Annotated in this window: 11 protein-coding genes; 8 read left to right on the top strand and 3 right to left on the bottom strand. The window is 62.9% G+C overall.

Annotated elements, in window-relative coordinates:
* Window positions 1-57: 57 nt before the first annotated feature.
* From NKJ18_RS09490 to NKJ18_RS09470, 5 genes are all read left to right on the top strand, one after another.
* Window positions 58-816 carry a PP2C family protein-serine/threonine phosphatase gene (locus tag NKJ18_RS09490; protein WP_023687014.1) on the top strand — a complete coding sequence of 253 codons (759 nt, stop codon included), beginning with the start codon at window positions 58-60 and terminating at the stop codon, window positions 814-816.
* The gene (locus tag NKJ18_RS09485; RefSeq protein WP_352758147.1) at window positions 813-3,182 is read left to right on the top strand and encodes a serine/threonine-protein kinase; all 2,370 of its coding nucleotides are present in this window, start codon (window positions 813-815) and stop codon (window positions 3,180-3,182) included. Before NKJ18_RS09490 ends, NKJ18_RS09485 begins: the two co-directional genes overlap by 4 nt.
* A gap of 11 nt (window positions 3,183-3,193) precedes the next feature.
* On the top strand, window positions 3,194-3,655 hold the full coding sequence (locus tag NKJ18_RS09480; RefSeq protein WP_023667922.1) for a DUF1036 domain-containing protein: 462 nt from the start codon (window positions 3,194-3,196) through the stop codon (window positions 3,653-3,655).
* The gene (locus tag NKJ18_RS09475; protein WP_352758146.1) at window positions 3,652-6,048 is read left to right on the top strand and encodes a M23 family metallopeptidase; all 2,397 of its coding nucleotides are present in this window, start codon (window positions 3,652-3,654) and stop codon (window positions 6,046-6,048) included. Before NKJ18_RS09480 ends, NKJ18_RS09475 begins: the two co-directional genes overlap by 4 nt.
* 265 nt (window positions 6,049-6,313) lie before the next feature.
* Window positions 6,314-7,927, top strand: coding sequence for a caspase family protein (locus tag NKJ18_RS09470; protein ID WP_352758145.1), 1,614 nt, complete (start codon window positions 6,314-6,316; stop codon window positions 7,925-7,927).
* 88 nt (window positions 7,928-8,015) lie between these two features.
* Here NKJ18_RS09470 and NKJ18_RS09465 read toward each other — a convergent pair whose 3' ends face one another.
* Entirely contained in the window at window positions 8,016-8,552 is a 537-nt protein-coding gene (locus tag NKJ18_RS09465; RefSeq protein WP_352758144.1) for an OmpA family protein, read from the bottom strand.
* 229 nt (window positions 8,553-8,781) lie between these two features.
* On the opposite strand from NKJ18_RS09465, the gene NKJ18_RS09460 reads away from it, so the two are divergent.
* A complete protein-coding gene (locus NKJ18_RS09460; RefSeq protein ID WP_352758143.1) occupies window positions 8,782-9,342 on the top strand; it encodes a DUF6931 family protein in 561 nt (186 codons plus the stop codon).
* Between the two features lie 58 nt (window positions 9,343-9,400).
* On the opposite strand, the gene NKJ18_RS09455 is transcribed toward NKJ18_RS09460, so the two are convergent.
* Together NKJ18_RS09455 and NKJ18_RS09450 are read right to left on the bottom strand one after the other, a co-directional pair.
* On the bottom strand, window positions 9,401-10,645 hold the full coding sequence (locus NKJ18_RS09455; RefSeq protein ID WP_352758211.1) for a caspase family protein: 1,245 nt from the start codon (window positions 10,643-10,645) through the stop codon (window positions 9,401-9,403).
* Between the two features lie 56 nt (window positions 10,646-10,701).
* On the bottom strand, window positions 10,702-11,787 hold the full coding sequence (locus NKJ18_RS09450) for an OmpA family protein (RefSeq protein ID WP_352758142.1): 1,086 nt from the start codon (window positions 11,785-11,787) through the stop codon (window positions 10,702-10,704).
* A 546-nt stretch (window positions 11,788-12,333) separates the two neighbouring features.
* On the opposite strand from NKJ18_RS09450, the gene NKJ18_RS09445 reads away from it, so the two are divergent.
* Both NKJ18_RS09445 and NKJ18_RS09440 read left to right on the top strand, forming a co-directional pair.
* Window positions 12,334-12,813: a response regulator transcription factor gene (locus tag NKJ18_RS09445; RefSeq protein WP_352444505.1), complete on the top strand. Its 480-nt coding sequence runs from the start codon at window positions 12,334-12,336 to the stop codon at window positions 12,811-12,813.
* 336 nt (window positions 12,814-13,149) lie between these two features.
* The gene (locus tag NKJ18_RS09440) at window positions 13,150-15,957 is read left to right on the top strand and encodes a DUF5801 repeats-in-toxin domain-containing protein (protein WP_023726320.1); all 2,808 of its coding nucleotides are present in this window, start codon (window positions 13,150-13,152) and stop codon (window positions 15,955-15,957) included.
* The last annotated feature ends 14 nt before the right edge of the window (window positions 15,958-15,971 follow it).

Raw genomic sequence — 15,971 nt, 5'->3', positions numbered from 1 at the left:
TGGGGCTGTGGCAGACTGGCCAGGCACGTCAGCCAAGGCGTTGCGGAGCGTAGGCAAGTGAACGATGCCGCCTTTGAGAGCTACGGCGTGAGCCACAAGGGCTGCGTGCGCGACCACAATGAGGACAGCTTTCTGGTCGAGCCGCAGATCGGCCTCTGGGTGGTGGCCGACGGCATGGGCGGGCACGAGGCCGGAGAAGTCGCTTCGGCAAGCATTGTCGAGCATCTGGCGACGATCGGCATCGCCAGTTCGGCGCCGGATCTGCGCGCCCGCTTTGAGGATCGGCTGAACCGGGCGCACGCCGAGATCCGCCGGATTTCGCGCTCACGCGGCGTGACCATCGGCTCCACCGTTGCCGCACTGCTGGCCATGGACGGCAGGTTCGCCTGCCTGTGGTCGGGCGACAGCCGCGTCTATCTCGTGCGCAACGCCGCGATCTCGCAGATTTCGCGCGACCACACCGAGGTGCAGGAACTGCTCGACAGCGGCGCGATCAGCGCAGCCGAAGCGGAGAACTGGCCGCGCCGCAACGTCATCACCCGTGCCATCGGCGTCAACGACGAAATCGCCATCGACTTCCAGCAGGGAGAGACCCTTGCCGGCGACATCTTCATCCTCAGCACGGACGGGCTGACGGCGCATGTCAGCGACGCGGAAATTGCGGCAGCAGTGCTCTCGGCAGCGCCGCAGGCTGCCTGCGAAAAGCTGCTTTCCATGGTGCTTGAGCGCGGCGGCACCGACAACGTCACCATCGTTCTGGTCAAGATCAGAGACAAAGGCAATGGCCTGTCCCGAGCAGGAGGCCACGACCGATGAGCTCCGACGACAAGACCCGGCTATTGCCCAACATGGCGGATACCAGCGTCGGCACGCAGCTCAGCGGCATCTACGAGCTCGACGAACGCATCGCGTCGGGCGGCATGGGCGAAGTCTATCGCGGCCACAACATCCAGACCGGCGATCATGTCGCGATCAAGATCGTGCTGCCGGAATTCGCCCGCGATCAGACGATCCTGTCGCTGTTTCGCAAGGAAGCCTCGATCCTCAACCATCTGTCGCATGACGCGGTCGTGCGCTACCACGTCTTCACCATAGATCCCGGCATCGGGCGGCCCTATCTGGCGATGGAATTCGTCGACGGCCAGTCGCTGTACGACGTCATGCGCGGCGGGGCGATGGCGACTCCGGATGTGCGCAAACTGTGCCACCGGCTGGCCTCGGGCCTGAGCGCCGTGCACCAGGCCGGCGCCATCCACCGCGATCTGTCGCCCGACAACATCATCCTGCCGGGCGGCCGGGTCGAGCGGGCAAAGATCATCGATTTCGGCATTGCGCGATCGGCCGCGGTCGGTGGCGAGACGCTGATCGGCGGCAAGTTCGCCGGAAAATACAACTATGTTTCTCCCGAGCAGCTCGGGCTCTATGGCGGCGAGGTCAGCGAACAGTCCGACATCTACAGCCTGGGGCTGGTGCTGGCGGCGGCGCTGCGCGGCAAGCCGATCGACATGGGCGGCTCGCAATACGAGATCGTCGAAAAACGGCGGACCGTGCCTGATCTCTCCGGCATCGATGCCGATTTCAGGGACATTGTCGAAGCGATGCTGCAGCCTGACCCGGATGATCGACCGGCCAGCATGGCCGAAATCGCCCGGTTGACGCGCGACGACAGCGACGCGACCTTGCCGCCGGCCTCGCTTGCGCCCCGGCCCGGCCTGCCGCGAACCGGGCAAACCGCCGGGCCTGTTTCGAAGATCGGGGACTCGCCGGCCCAAGGCTTCGGTTCGGCCCCGCCAAGCGGCACGGCGGAGCCGTCTTTCGTGCCGCACGTGCGCCCAGCGCACCTGTCGCAGCCGAAACCGGCTGCTGAAACTCCCAGACGAGAAAGCACACCGCCGAAGCGTGCTACTACAGGCAGAAATCTGACGATCGCGGTGCTGTCGGCGGTGGCCGTGGTATCGCTTGGAGGGCTCTATGCATCGGGTATCGTGGGATTCGGAGACCGGCCTCGCGTCACCGACACCGGCAAGCCGCTCCAACCCGAACTGACAAAGCCGATCGTCGCTGACAAGCCCGTTCCGGACACTGCGCCGGTCGAGAAGACGGTGCCAAAGACGCAACCAGCGGAGACTGCGGCTGAAGATCAGGCCAAAGCGCCGGTCGAGCCGCAGCCGACGCCGCCAGTCGCGTCGAGCGCTACGGCCCCGCAGCCGGCCGAACCAACCGACAAGACCGTTGCGCTGCAACCGCCATCCGGCCCGTCGCAGCCCGGTGCCGCGAAGAACCCGGAGCTTGTCAGTCCGCCGGTAGAGCCCAAGGCGACAGCGCCAGCCACGCAAACACCTGAACCGACGGCCGAGGCCCCCAAACCCACAGCACCGACGCCGGAACCCACCGCTCAAGCGCCCGAGCCCAAGGCGCGGGCGCCTGAACCGACCGCGGAGCCCAAGCCAAGCCAGCCCGATATCGCCAGCGGTGAGCAGGCCGACAAGCCGGCAGAGCCCGACATTGCCATGAACGTGCCCAAGCCGGAGGTGCCGCCACCGGCCGATGCGGCCGCGGAGCGGGTCACCTGGGTACGCGCCTTCAATGGTGGTGATTGTTTTTTTGCGACGGTGACGTCGGCCGCCGACAAGGGTGTCGCGATCGAGGGCTTCGGCACGTCGGTGCCACCCTTCGAACAGTTGCTTGGGGAATTCCAGGCGAAGTTCCATGTCGAGCCGGATATCAGCGTCCGCCTTATCCAGCCCCCGCAATGCGGGATCACCGGCTTCCTGCGTTTCATGGGCGCGAGCACGGCCGACAGGCCGCAGCTTGTCCTCGACCAGACATCGGTGCCGGACGGCTCGCCGATCGACGGCACGCTGGTGACGCATGGCGGGCTGGTGTCGAGCGTGTTCCTGATCGACCACAGGGGCATCGCCTTCAACCTCGACGACCATGTTGTCGTACAAGCCGACAAGGCGACCTTCTCGATCCCGATCGGGCTCGGCGCCGCCGACAAGGCGGCTGGCAAGGCGTTGCCGCAGATCATCATGGTGATCACCGGGCCGCAGGACATTAAGGCGGCGGACTTCACAACGCCGACGCCGGCCTCGGTGCTGTTGCCCAGGATACTCGACGAGATCGGCGCCAGGAGTTCGGCATTTTCGGCGACCGCCAAATATTTCCGCCTCGGCGGGTAGCACCGACGCCGATGCAACGCCGTCGCCGTGATCCCGTCCTGCTTGCCCGGAACGTGCGGGTGAAGCTCGCCGCGAGCGCGGTCGCGACGCTGTTGCTGGCGCTTCTTTCCACCGGGCAGGCGCGCGCCGAATTCACCGTCTGCAACCAGACGCTCGACGTCGTCAATCTTGCCGTCGGCCAGAAGGTCGACGATGCCGACCAGACCGATGGCTGGTGGACCATCGGCGCCAATCAATGCGTCAACGTCATTCGCGAGGAGCTGACCAACCGCTACATCTACATCTACGCGACGGATGTCTTCGGCCACGCCATCCTGGCAGGCTCCACCGACATGTGCATCGAGCGGCGGCGGTTCTCGATCCGTGGCATCGATGAATGCTGGCAGCGCGGCCATATCGCGGCGAAGTTTCTCGAAGTCGACACGCAGGAACAGGTGCGCTGGACCTTCTTCCTGACCGGAAGCGCGCCGTGACGCACAGCATCGACACCAGCTTCAGAGCAAAGAAGCAGGCGCGCGCCGCGCTGCGCAGGCGCAGGATCTGGATCGGGCTGGCGGCTGGCCTGGCGACAATCGCCCTTGCCGCGATTGCCACCGGCTTTTATCTTACCGCCGACTACTGGTCGTTTGGCGACGAGGACGAGGAACTGCACGCCGTCGAAGGCTCGGACGACGTACCGGCCGACGCATCGGTCTATGTGCCGGCCATCATCGACCTTGCCGGCGACCCGATGTGGATCACACTGGCGCCGGAGGCCGGCGCCGCCAAGAGCCGCGGGATGCCGCGCCCGACGGAGCTCGACCAGGCCGGCATCTCCCCTCAGATCATGGTTCTCTCCGACGTGATGCTGAGCGCCAGCGAAAAATTCATGACGACGATCCCGTCGACGCAAGAGGATTTCGCTTTCTTTCAGGCGCAGCGGAAGACCGCGGTCGCGCCACCCGCCGAACCCAACGATCCGCAGAATGACCTGCAGAACGATCTTCAACCATCGCCCGGCGCGGACGGGGCTCCGGCGGCCTCCGGCCCAGCTCCTGACCCGCAGACCGCTCCGGGTGCATCGGCGGCGGCCGATGACCCCGAGGCCGGCTGGGGCGAGACCATCGGTGAGGGCGAAGCAGCACTCCCCGCCTTTCAGAAGACACCGGTCGAAAACAACACCAGCGTTGCCACCGTCAGCTCGGAATACCAGCGCTTCGAGGCGACCCAGGACATTTTCGTGAAAATCCTCAACGACCGCAGCCTGGACAGCGTGGCGCTCGATGCGCATTTTTCCGCCGACGACGCAAAGCTTGCCGGCGAGGCGCTGAAGGCGCTGTTCGACAAGGACGGCCTGCAGCCTGGTTATGTCGTGGCGATGCGCGGCTTTAGGCCGACGCGCGAGACCACGACGATGTCGCTGATGCAGGTCTCGATCTACGCCAGGAACGTCTTTGTAGGCACGCTGACACGCAACGCGGCCGGCGCCTTCGTGTCGGGCGTCGACCCGTGGGTGCGCGAGGACCTGTTCAATTATTCGGGCGCCGAGACCGAAGGCACGCAGAAACGGCAATACCGCCTGCTCGACGCGATCTACTCGACGGCGGCCCGCAACAATGTGCCGAGCGGCATCATCGGCGAAGCCATCATGTATCTGTCGCGCGGACAGGATCTGGATGCTTTCGCCAGCGAGGACCAGCGCCTTGTGCTGATCTATTCGCAGACGCCGCGCGGCAAGAACGAGACCGACGGACGGGTGCTCTATGTCGGCATCCAAGGCACGCAAAAGAGCCTCGATTGTTTCGTTTTCCAGCAGAGCGACGGCCAGTTTTCCTGCGTCTCGGGCGATGACCAGGTGCGCTCGCTGACGGTGGCCAACGGCATGGTGACGCCGGTCAACGGTGTCATGACGTCGACCTTCGGGCCGCGCAAGCATCCGATCCTGGGCGTTGTTCGCATCCACAAAGGCGTCGACTGGGCAGCACCCGTGGGGACCCCGATCGCCGCAGCCTTCGACGGCGAGATCATCTTCCAGGGCGACGGCGGCGGCTACGGCAATGTGGTCAAGATCGCCCATGGCGGCGGCCGCGAGACGCGCTACGCGCATATGTCGAAATTCGCCATTGCCAGCGGTGTCGGCACCAAGGTGAAGGCCGGCGATATCATCGGCTATATCGGCACCACCGGCCTGTCGACCGGGCCACATTTGCATTTCGAACTCTATCAAAGCGGTCAGGCGATCGATCCGCTCGGAACAGTGACCGCTGCAATTGCCGTCACTTCCAGCGATCCCGCCGTCGAAACGCTGACCGACCGTATCGTCCACGTCGAATCGGGCGGTAGCGCGCGGGCCAAGAACCCGCTGTCTTCGGCGACAGGCGCCGGCCAGTTCATATCCAAGACCTGGATCCGGATGATGAACACCTATCGTCCCGAACTGGCGCGCTCGCTGTCGACCGCAGACCTGCTCGCTTTGCGCTACGACGCCACCATCTCGCGTGAGATGGTGCGCAATCTGGCGCGCGAGGGCGAAGCCTATCTCAAGGCGCGTGGCCACCAGATCACCGCCGGCCGGCTCTATCTCTGCCATTTCCTCGGCATGGAAGGCGCACATCAGGTGCTGGCGTCGCCGGGATCGGCGCAGTTGAGCGCCGTGCTCGGCTCGTCCGTTATCCAGGCCAACCCGTTTCTCGCCGGGAAGACCGCCAGCTACGTCGTCGACTGGGCGGAACGGAAGATGGGCCGCAAATTGCCGACGTCCGCCACCACCGATGCGGGCCAGCAGACGACGACGGAAGTCCGCCAGACATCGCCGGAGTTCGAAAAATACAAGCAGGCGATAACGGCACTGGTCGGCTCGACCCAAAATGCGCTCGAGCCGGGCTAGAGCGGGCAGTTTGCCCCGGCTTTCGCCAAGCCGATTGGTTTTGAGGCCGGCGAATGGTATGTTTGCGGATATTTGGGAAGGTTTTTGGGTCCTTGTGAACCAAAACTGTGGCTGGGATCACATACGCCCAACAGCCATTTTGGCAGAAGCGATACAGTCGCTGGTGAAATTTAGCATGCGCAGCCATCAATAACGCGCCCCATTGGGGCGGAGGGCCGATCCCATGAAAGCGTTTGCCGTCCTTTTGAGCGGATTTTTTCTGTTAATGCTGACCGCGCTTGGCACCGTCCAGGCGGCGGCGCCGGATGCCGGTGGCGTCAAACGCGTCGCGCTGGTCATCGGCAACAGCAAATACGTCCATGCCGTCGAATTGCCCAATCCGGCCAATGACGCGCATCTCATCGCATCGACGCTGCGCAATGCCGGCTTCGAGGTGATCGAGGGCGTCGACCAGGACAATGCCGGCATGCACAGCCTGATCAGCAAATTCACCGAGCAGTCCTACGATGCCGACCTCGCCGTCATTTTCTATGCCGGCCACGGCATGCAGGTCGACGGCAAGAACTTTTTGATCCCGGTCGACGCCGAACTGACGTCACCTGCCTATCTCAAGACCCGCACCGTCCAGATCGACGACTTCATGGCCGCACTGCCGCCCGACCCGGCGGTCGGCGTCATCATCCTCGATGCCTGCCGCGACAATCCGCTGGCACGGACGCTGGCGGCCGCGATGCCGAAGACCCGCTCCACCGCGCTGGGCACCGGCCTGGCGCCGATCGATCCTAAATCAGAGGGCGTCGGCACCGGCGGCATCCTGATTGCCTATGCCACCGATCCGGGCGCCATCGCCTTTGACGGCAACGGCGTCGACAGCCCCTACTCGACCGCGCTCGCCAGGCACCTGACCGAACCCGGCGTCGAGATCCAGAGCGCGCTGACGCGGGTGCGCGGCGAAGTGGCCGAGACCACGCAAGGCCGCCAGCGGCCATGGCACAACGCATCGCTGGGCCGCGAGGTCTTCCTTGGCAAACCGGCCGCCGAAGCCGCACCGATGGTAAAACCGGCCGCCGATGACGCGAACGCCGCGGCAGCGCCCGCTCCTGCTCTCGTCACCAGCGAACCGCCTTCGTGGGAAGTCGAGCAGCGGCTTTGGGACGAGGCCTCGAAGCGCAACACCGCGCCATTCTACGAAGCCTATCTCGAACAGTTCCCGAATGGCCGCTTCGCCACGGTGGCGCGGCTCAACATCGATGCGCTGAACGATCCGAAAGCCCAGGAACGGCAGGTGGCAGCGCTCGATGCCGACGAAGCGAACTCGGGTTCTGCCGTGCGCACCTCGGTCGGCATTTCGGAGGACATGAAGAAGGTGCTGGGCACCGAGGCGACGGAGAACGCGATCGGTCTCGATCGCCAGGGCCGCATCGACCTGCAATTGCGCGTCGAGGCGCTGGGCAACGAGCTTGGCCGCGTCGACGGCAATATCGGCGCCAAGACCCGGCAAGCGATCGGCGACTGGCAAGAGGGGAACGGGCTGCCTCCGACCACCTTCCTGACGCGCGAGCAACTGGCGTTCCTGGTTATCCAGACGGACCCGATGATGGAGGCCGTTCGTGCCAAGCACGAGGCCGACCAGGCCGGAGTGGACAAGCCGAGAAAACAGGTGGTGCAGAAGGCCCGCACGCTGAAGCCGGTGGCGGAAAAGCCACGCAAGAAGCAGTACGCCCAGAAGCCGCGCCGGCAACAGCAGTTCGTGCAGAAAAGGCGCAACCGCGAGGTCGTGCGCGAGGATGAACCGCCGCCGCGGGACAATAATGATTTCCTGACCAAGGCGCTGATCTTCGGCACCGGCGTAGCGGTCGGCGGCGTGCTCAAGAACTGATCGATCATGTCAAACAACAAAAGCGCCGCGTGTCCGTTGGACGCGCGGCGTTGTGTTTGACGACGGCCGGAAGACGCAGCCGGCGAAGCTACTGCGCCTTGATCCGCATCTCGACCCGCCGGTTGACGGGATCGTAGGGATCGGGATTGCGTGGATTGGCCTCGCCGAGACCGACCGCCTTGATGCGGGTGGATTCGATGCCGTTGGATTCGAGGAAGGCGGTGACCGATTGCGCCCTGCGCTGCGACAGGCCTTCATTGTAGGTCGCCGAGCCGGATGCGTCGGTATAGCCTTCGACGACGAAGGACAGCTTGCTCAGCCGATCGTCCTTCAGCGCCTTGGCGAATTGGTCGAGTTCGCTGCGCGCCTTGGCGTCGAGCTCGGACGAATCCAGGCTGAAATTGATCAGCATATCGAGGCCGGTCTTCTCCGGAGGCTTTTCTTTCTGGCCGGTCTTGCTCTTGCACTCGTCCTCGGTGCCGACACAAATCCCGCGTGCCGCGCCGTGATCGATCGTGCCGGCAAAGAACTTCACAATGTCTTCCGATTTCTGAAGTGGGTCGGCATAGACGTGGGTCGAGAAAAGCACGGTCGCCAATGCCAAGACTGAAATGTGCCGCTGCATAACGGTTACTCCCGTTTCGAGCATCCGATTTTCACTCAGGCCCGATCCATGGATCCGGGCCAACTCTTCCTGTTCGACAATGATCTGTCGAGATCACGGTCGGCTGTGGAATATACCAAACCGTGAGGCGTTTGTCTGTGAACAACGTCATGGACATGTGGTGGTCGACAGACTTGACCCACGCCTCGCAGGCGGGTTGAGTGAGGGCTGGGGGAGGATAACAGCAGCGATGGTCAACGGGCTTCGATTCCAGACCGCACGCGATCTCTTCGCCGCGAACACGGCTGTCGCCCGGGACATGACGGCCGTTCCGACCGACCAACCCTCGCTCGAGTTCTGCCGCCGGCTGATGGCCGGGCGCATCCCCGAGGAAGCGATTACCTTTTGCGCCTATCTCCTGCCTGACCGGGCCGCAATCTGGTGGGGCCATGAGTGCCTGGGGCATCTGACCGAGCTGCTCGAAGAGCAGGACCTCGCAACGCTGACACTGATCCAGGAGTGGGTCGGCGACCCCAACAATGCAACCCGCCGGGAGGCTGTCGCCGGGGCGGCGATGACGCAGCAGCACACGCCTGCCGGCTGGATCGCGCTCGCGGCGCAACGGCATATCAGCGGCCTGGCTGCGCAGAACGGGTCGGGGCTGCGGCCGCTGCCGGCTGCGCACGCCGTCAATACCGGTATACTGGCCGGACTGGCGCGGGTTGCGGTGGCGGACCGTTTCTCCGTGCTCACCGCCTTTGTCGAAATGGGCATCCATCTGGCCGAAACCGAGGCGCTGCGCCGAGCCTGATTGCTCTGGATCGTGATGAGATTTCATTGAAATCTGATCCAACCCATTGTTGGCGGTCTCATTTGCAGCCGTTTTGCGCCCATTTGCCGAGCGCCACCTTGAAGCGCGTGCCCAGCGGGTGTTGCAGGCGCAACACCGAGACATCATTGGTGACGTAGGTCTTGGCCTGATCGCACAGCCGCTCCTCGGTCCATTGATGACAGTTGCTGCACTGGTTGTCCCAGACGGACTTTTCCAGGCCCTCGACCGGACTGAAGTGCGGCTTGCCCTGGATGAGTTGGGCGATGCTCTTGCCGTCGATCGCCGGGTCGCCGAAATTGACCGGAACGTCGAAAAGGACTGGCGCGTCCGAGCCCAGCTTCGGAATTTCCTCACGCAGCTGTTCCAGCGCCTGCTCGCCGGCGTCCGTACCCGGCGGATTGGCGGCCGCGCCGGTGCGCGCCTGCGTATCGCCTTCGGGCGCAGCCGCGCCGGAATCGCCGACGATCAGCGGCGCCTTGAGATCGACCTTGTGAAGCACGACATCGGTGGTCAGCGAAACGTTGACCCAGGGCTGCTGGCGTCCCGCTGTGGCCTTGAACACATCCGACGTAACCCGGTTCATCGCTTCGGTGATCGAGACGTTGACCTCGCCGATATGGGCAAGCAGCGCCGCCGAAAATGGCGAGTGCTCGCCCGGTCCGTCATAGGCGAGCTGGTTGGGACTGGCAGCGAAGGCGACCAGCGTGCCGGCGCCGCCATTCTCGATCGGTATTTCGGCAAGGCCGCTGCTTGCCGTGCTGTCGCCGCCGGTCTCCTTGGCAAGCACATCGGCGAGCGGGTTGTCGCGGCAGGCGTCGAGGAACACCAGCCTGATGCTGGTCTCGCGCGACATCTGCCGCAGGATGAAATCCACCTGCACGGCTTCGAAGTCGAGCGAGGTCTCGTCCTCCAGCGCCGCATCGACAGGCAGCAGGTAATTCCTGCCCGAGACCTGCAGGCCATGACCGGCATAGAAGAACAGCGCGACATCGGCGCCACGCACCTGCCGCGCGAATTGCGCGATCTTTTCCTGCGTCTGCGCCTTGGTGAGATCGAGGCCGGAGACGATTTCGAAGCCCAGCCCCTTCAGGCGATCGGACATTGCCTGCGCATCGTTCACCGGATTGGGCAGCACCGGCGCGTTCCGGTAATGGGAATTGCCGAGCACCAGGGCGATGCGGCGTTCGGCACTGGCCGCGGTCATGGTAATGGTCATGGTCAACGCAAGCGCCAGCACGGCGAGGCCGATGCCGCGCATGAAGTTGCCGCAACTTGCAATCATGTCCAAACGCACCGGATTCCTTTTCGGTTGACGGGCCTTCTCAGTTAAGGACCGGCTCAGTTGGAGAGCGGCGTGGCGGAGAACTCGATCCGCCGGTTCAGCGCCTTGTTCTTCGGCGTATCGTTCGGCGCCACCGGCTTTTCCTCGCCATAGCCGGAAGCCGTGATCTGCGCCGATGGAATGCCCGCAGCGATGATCGCGTCGGCGACCGCCTTGGCGCGCCGTTCCGACAGGTTCTTGTTGGCCGTCGGCGAGCCGTCGGAATCGGTATGGCCCGAAACCTCGACCTTCAGTTTCGGACATTTGCCGACGACGCCGACCACCTCGGCCAGCAGCGGGCGGCTCTTTTCATCGAGCCGAGCGCTGGCTGGGCGAAAATAGACGGCGCCGGTGCGCGACAGCACCTCGAACCTGTTCAGGCATTCATCGTCGCTGAAGGACATCTTGCCTGCATCTGTGGCGACCGGCCCGGCATCGGCTGGGGCTGCGGCCGCGACGGCAGGCGTGGCCGCAGGCTTGGCGCCATCAGCGGTGAAGACGAAGTCGAACGACACCGAAGCCGTCGGGACGATGCTGCTGACATTGGCCGCCTGCTGGAGTTTTTCGATGTTGGGCAACAGGCCGAAATCCTCGACATGCACGGCGACCGGCGCCTCCGAGGCGATCGACACCATGCTGTCGGTGATCATGGTGACCACGACATTGGCCTCAAGGTCCTTGTCGACGCCGTGCAGGCTCAGGCGAAACGGGATATGCGCGCTCATGCGCCGTTTGGTGGCGAGATCGGCAAAAGCGGCGGGATCGACTTTCGCCGTCACTTCCGCCGTCGGGAATTTGAAGGTTTCGAAGAACAGGAAGCGCATGCGGACATTGCGAAGGTCGATGCCGGTGTCGACCGAGTTGAGGTCGAACGTGACCTTGGCGGCGCCATCCGATGTCAGCGTGCCCGAGAGGTTCCTGATCTTGTTGGTTTCGACAATGGTGTTCTTCTTCACCGATTGATAGGTGAGCGTCGAATTCGCCGGATCGAGCGTCCAGTTCGGCTTCGCATTCGCCACTTCCGGTGCGAGCAGCAACAGCCCGAATACAGCGGCGACGAGAGCAAGGGCGCCGACGATGCGCCGGCCCTTTGAGAACGGCATTCGTTGCCGAAAAAATCCGCCGACCTCGAACATTGATGCCCCGCCTCAGGACAACAGACCTCAGTTCCGATCACGGCTGTCGAACGCAGTGATGCCAGCGAGCATAGAACATATGATTTGGCTTTGCGAGTAGCTCCGCCTGTCTGCCCAAGGGGAGAAGACAGCTCAAAAATCCGTCATCACTGGCAGCTTAACAGGCGTCAAATCCAGAGGCGCCTTGCGCGATCACGAGCGCTTCGGCGGGCCTGTCGAACGCAGAAAATGCCATTCATAGCCTTGAATATACTACAATATTAGCAACTCCTTGACAATCGACCGAAGCTCTGGTTTCTTGACATATTAAACAAAGTTCGTTGCGTTTTTTACGGACGTGTTCCCATGTCGAGCTTGGTAGTCGCGGACCCGCGGGGGGTGTATCTCGCCGGTCTGGAGTGGGTTTTGCGGAAGGCGGGACACAGCGTTGTCGCAGAATGCCACCACACGATTGAGGTTCTCCCCTTGGTGGAGCGCCACCGGCCCGATCTTGTCATCATAGGGTTGGATGGTGTGGACCGGCAGACGGCCGGCCTTTCCGCAAGGCTGAGAGCCACCAGCAGCCCTTTGGGCATCATCTACATCCTGCAGCCAAACGGCGGATTCGACTTCAACGAAATCCCCAAGCTCGATGCCGACGGCCTGCTGATGGACGGCATCAGCCACAGCTACCTTGTCGAATGCGCCAATGCAGTGGCAGGCGGCCGAAAGTGGGTCGACGACCATATCCTCCAGCATCTGCTGACGCCGAGATCGCTGCCTCAGCGCGCGCCAAAGCTTACTGGACGCGAGACGGAAGTCGCCGGCCTTGTTTCACGCGGCCTGCGCAACAAGATCATTGCGCAGCGACTGCATGTATCCGAAGGCACGGTGAAGATGCACCTGCATCACGTCTACGAGAAGCTCCGCCTCGGCAGCAGGGCGGAACTCGCCTGGGCGACTTTTGGCGAAGCTTCCGACCATCTGGGACCAAGTCACAAAAGCGGGCTTTGATCCTACCTTCGGCGAGCTGGCAAGGCAGGCTGCGTCGACAAGATGCCGACAAAAGGCCGGAAACCCACGGCATATCGATCGATCCATACCAACGCGGTTGCCCGCGAGCGCCTGTCGCGGCTCGATCTTTCGAAGGATGTATATCGTTCGATCAGGTAGGGGCATTCACCATAACACTATCGAACCGCGAATGGACGCGTCCTCTGCGTCGGCGGCACAATGGAGGATAAACGGCCGCAATTCTGTGCGCCGGCGGATGCCCTGGGGTAGGTGCATCCGACATCGGGTGGGGGTGAACCCCTTTTCTTGATGTTGTTCAAAAAGGGGAGAATCTCCATGGCAATCGACATCACAGCTCATGACATCATCATCGATGAGAGCGCTGGCCTCACGGACAATGATATTGACCCATCCGATCCGCTGTACAGCACCAACACCACGCTGCAATATCTGCTGAATCTTGGCACCGCGCTGGAGGTCGCCTTCAAGGAGGACTTCGTGGTGGCCTCTGCGGACCCAGGGGAGACCATCACCTCGGTCGTTCTCGCCCAGGACTCTTCGGGAACTGCGTTTTCACCCACCGACGGCGCGGTCACCGGCATCCGGACGGTCGATGGCAATTATGTCTGGCTGTTCCAGGACCCGAACAATGCAGACGTCGTGATCGGCGTCATTGGGACCTCTGACCCGACCTCAGTTGGCGAGCCCGATCCATTACTCGATCCCCTCGCCTTCTCGTTTGCGCTGGACGGCGACGCGGACCTGTACCTGGTCCAGTACGTGGCGTTGATGAATCCGGACCCTGACAACGCGGACGTCGATCTAATCGATCTGGATCAGCTAGTCTACGCCTCGGTCACCGGGACCAGCGTCCTGAATTTCAGCTCGCTTGGTGACGCCCCTCCCGGACACAACAAGTGGTATATCCTCGACGCTGACACGGCGAGCACGCAGAAGATCCTGGTCACGGCTCATGACAATGGCGTACAGGCTGAAGTCAATGTCAGCACGCAAGGCCTGGGCGTCTCATCACAAGACGTGCGCTTTGGCCGTGAGCTTCAGATCGACCTGATCAACGGCGGCACCCAGAGCGCCGGCAAGAACTTTACCAACACGCCGACCGCGCCGAACTACACAGATCACATCGAGACCGTCTCCACCGCGGGTTTCTCGATTTCGCAGTCTACTCCGACCCATACCGTGGCTGACATAGAGGTCCACGCCTACAACAATGATGACAACGCGAAAGGCGCCACGTTACCGGGTGATGACAACGATGCGGAAGTCAACATCGCCTCAGTGACTTTCAAGCTGAACGGCGTGGTAACGGATGCCGCCACCCTGGGCATCACGGTTGATTACACCAACCTGGGAGTGATCCTTCACAATGTCGGCGAGGGTGTGACGGTCGATTTCACCGCAGACGCAACCTTTGACCGCTTCACTATCAAGAACATTGACGAGCAAAAAGACTATTTCGATGTCAAGGAAGTGCATTTCGGCACAGATCAGACCAACGTCGCCAGCGCAGAGGTCGGCTCCTTGATCAACTTCGACGATGACGGCCCATCGATCGTGCCGTCCGGCAATGACGTACCGACCCTGGTGGTCGGCGATTCGGACTTCGTTACCGACGACTCGACCAGCTTCGCGGCGCTGTTCACGCCGAACTTTGGCGTCGATGGACCAGCGGCCACCGACGATGTGACCTACACGCTGGATGTACTCGGCGGCGGCAGTAACGTCGCCAGCGGCGTGTTCGATACGCTCAGCGGCCTTGAGGTGCTTCTCAATGTTGTCGGCGGCGACATCGTCGGCACTGCCGGCACGGATGAGGTGTTCCGCATCTCGGTCGATGCCGACGGCAACGTGACCCTCGACCAGTCGCGTGCGGTTGTCCATGGCGATCCAACCGATCCCGTAGAGGCGGACACTCCGGTCATCCTTGCCGCCAACCTGGTGAGCCTGACCGCAACCGCAACCGACGGCGACGGCGACAGCGCGCACACCTCGGTCGACATAGGCGGTGCCTTCACCTTCGAAGACACCGGGCCGGCAATTGCTGTGGAGAACGCAACCGGTGACTACGACAGTGGCGCCCATGGCACCTGGACGCACGACCCAGGCGCCGACGGGTTCAACCTGCTGGGCGTAACGCTGGACGATTATACAATCGACTCCAACCCGACGGTAACGTCGGGCCTATCCCTGACACCGGACGCGGCAGACCCTTACACCTTCACAGGCTCGATCCACGATGACTTCAACGGCGACGGCACGGCTGAAGACGTGGACTTCACACTGACCTTCGATCCGGTCAACGGCACTTACGACCTTGACGTCGACACCCCTCCTGGAACGATCACGACCTTCGACACCACACAGGGTTCGCTGAAGGCGGGCGGTCCGGACGCGGTGCAAACGCTGCAATTCCCGCCGACCGGTCACGACGGTGACGTCATCTTCTTCAGCAATCTGGTGACCGCTCCCCTGGAGAATGGGGCGGGCAGTTTCCCGAACGACATCGAAGACCTGGTCAACAATGACCCTACCGAGGCAACGCTGGAGGGGTATGGTGCCACTAGCCTGATCAACAGCTCATCGAAGATGAACGTGTCGACTTCGGGCATCGGCGTCAACAACAACAACCTCGACGGCAAGAGCGGGGGTACCCCGCTGTTCGCCGGCACCTCAATCACCTCGGGCGACGAGAGCTTCGTGGTCAATCCCCAGCAAGACGTGGATAAGGTCACGGTCTATATCGACAACTCCGTCGGCGGCTACAACCCGGCTACGGAAGACCTCTATTACATCGTCTACTATACGGACGGTACCGTCAGCGGTCCTACCGACGTGACGGCGGGCATGCTCAGCAATGCCCCGCGCCACGACCCGCTCATTCCTGACGTCGCGGAGGGCGGGAAGTACTTCGAGATCGACGGCGGCGCGAAGCAGATCGAGGCGGTCCAGCTCATCATGGGCGTGGGCACCGTCAAGATCCCCGTGATTCAGTTCTCGCTCGAGCAGGAGTCCAACCCGGCGCCGCTCGACCTGGATTTCACGGCCAATCTCGTCGACGGCGACAATGACAGCTTTACCGACACGTTCTCGGTCCATGTCGACGCCCCGGACGGCATCATCTGACCCGACACCGGGCG

This window comes from Mesorhizobium sp. M0217, assembly GCF_040321955.1.
In the GTDB taxonomy this organism is placed as follows: domain Bacteria; phylum Pseudomonadota; class Alphaproteobacteria; order Rhizobiales; family Rhizobiaceae; genus Mesorhizobium.
This window is presented reverse-complemented; position numbering and strand designations above follow the sequence as displayed.

Bases quoted from the DNA above. Each gene is read 5' to 3' on its own strand.
- NKJ18_RS09485 (WP_352758147.1), top strand. From the start codon at position 813: ATGAGCTCCGACGACAAGACCCGGCTATTGCCCAACATGGCGGATACC.
- NKJ18_RS09480 (WP_023667922.1), top strand. From the start codon at position 3,194: ATGCAACGCCGTCGCCGTGATCCCGTCCTGCTTGCCCGGAACGTGCGG.
- NKJ18_RS09470 (WP_352758145.1), top strand. From the start codon at position 6,314: ATGCTGACCGCGCTTGGCACCGTCCAGGCGGCGGCGCCGGATGCCGGT.
- NKJ18_RS09465 (WP_352758144.1), bottom strand. From the start codon at position 8,552: ATGCAGCGGCACATTTCAGTCTTGGCATTGGCGACCGTGCTTTTCTCG.
- NKJ18_RS09460 (WP_352758143.1), top strand. From the start codon at position 8,782: ATGGTCAACGGGCTTCGATTCCAGACCGCACGCGATCTCTTCGCCGCG.
- NKJ18_RS09455 (WP_352758211.1), bottom strand. From the start codon at position 10,645: ATGATTGCAAGTTGCGGCAACTTCATGCGCGGCATCGGCCTCGCCGTG.
- NKJ18_RS09450 (WP_352758142.1), bottom strand. From the start codon at position 11,787: ATGCCGTTCTCAAAGGGCCGGCGCATCGTCGGCGCCCTTGCTCTCGTC.
- NKJ18_RS09440 (WP_023726320.1), top strand. From the start codon at position 13,150: ATGGCAATCGACATCACAGCTCATGACATCATCATCGATGAGAGCGCT.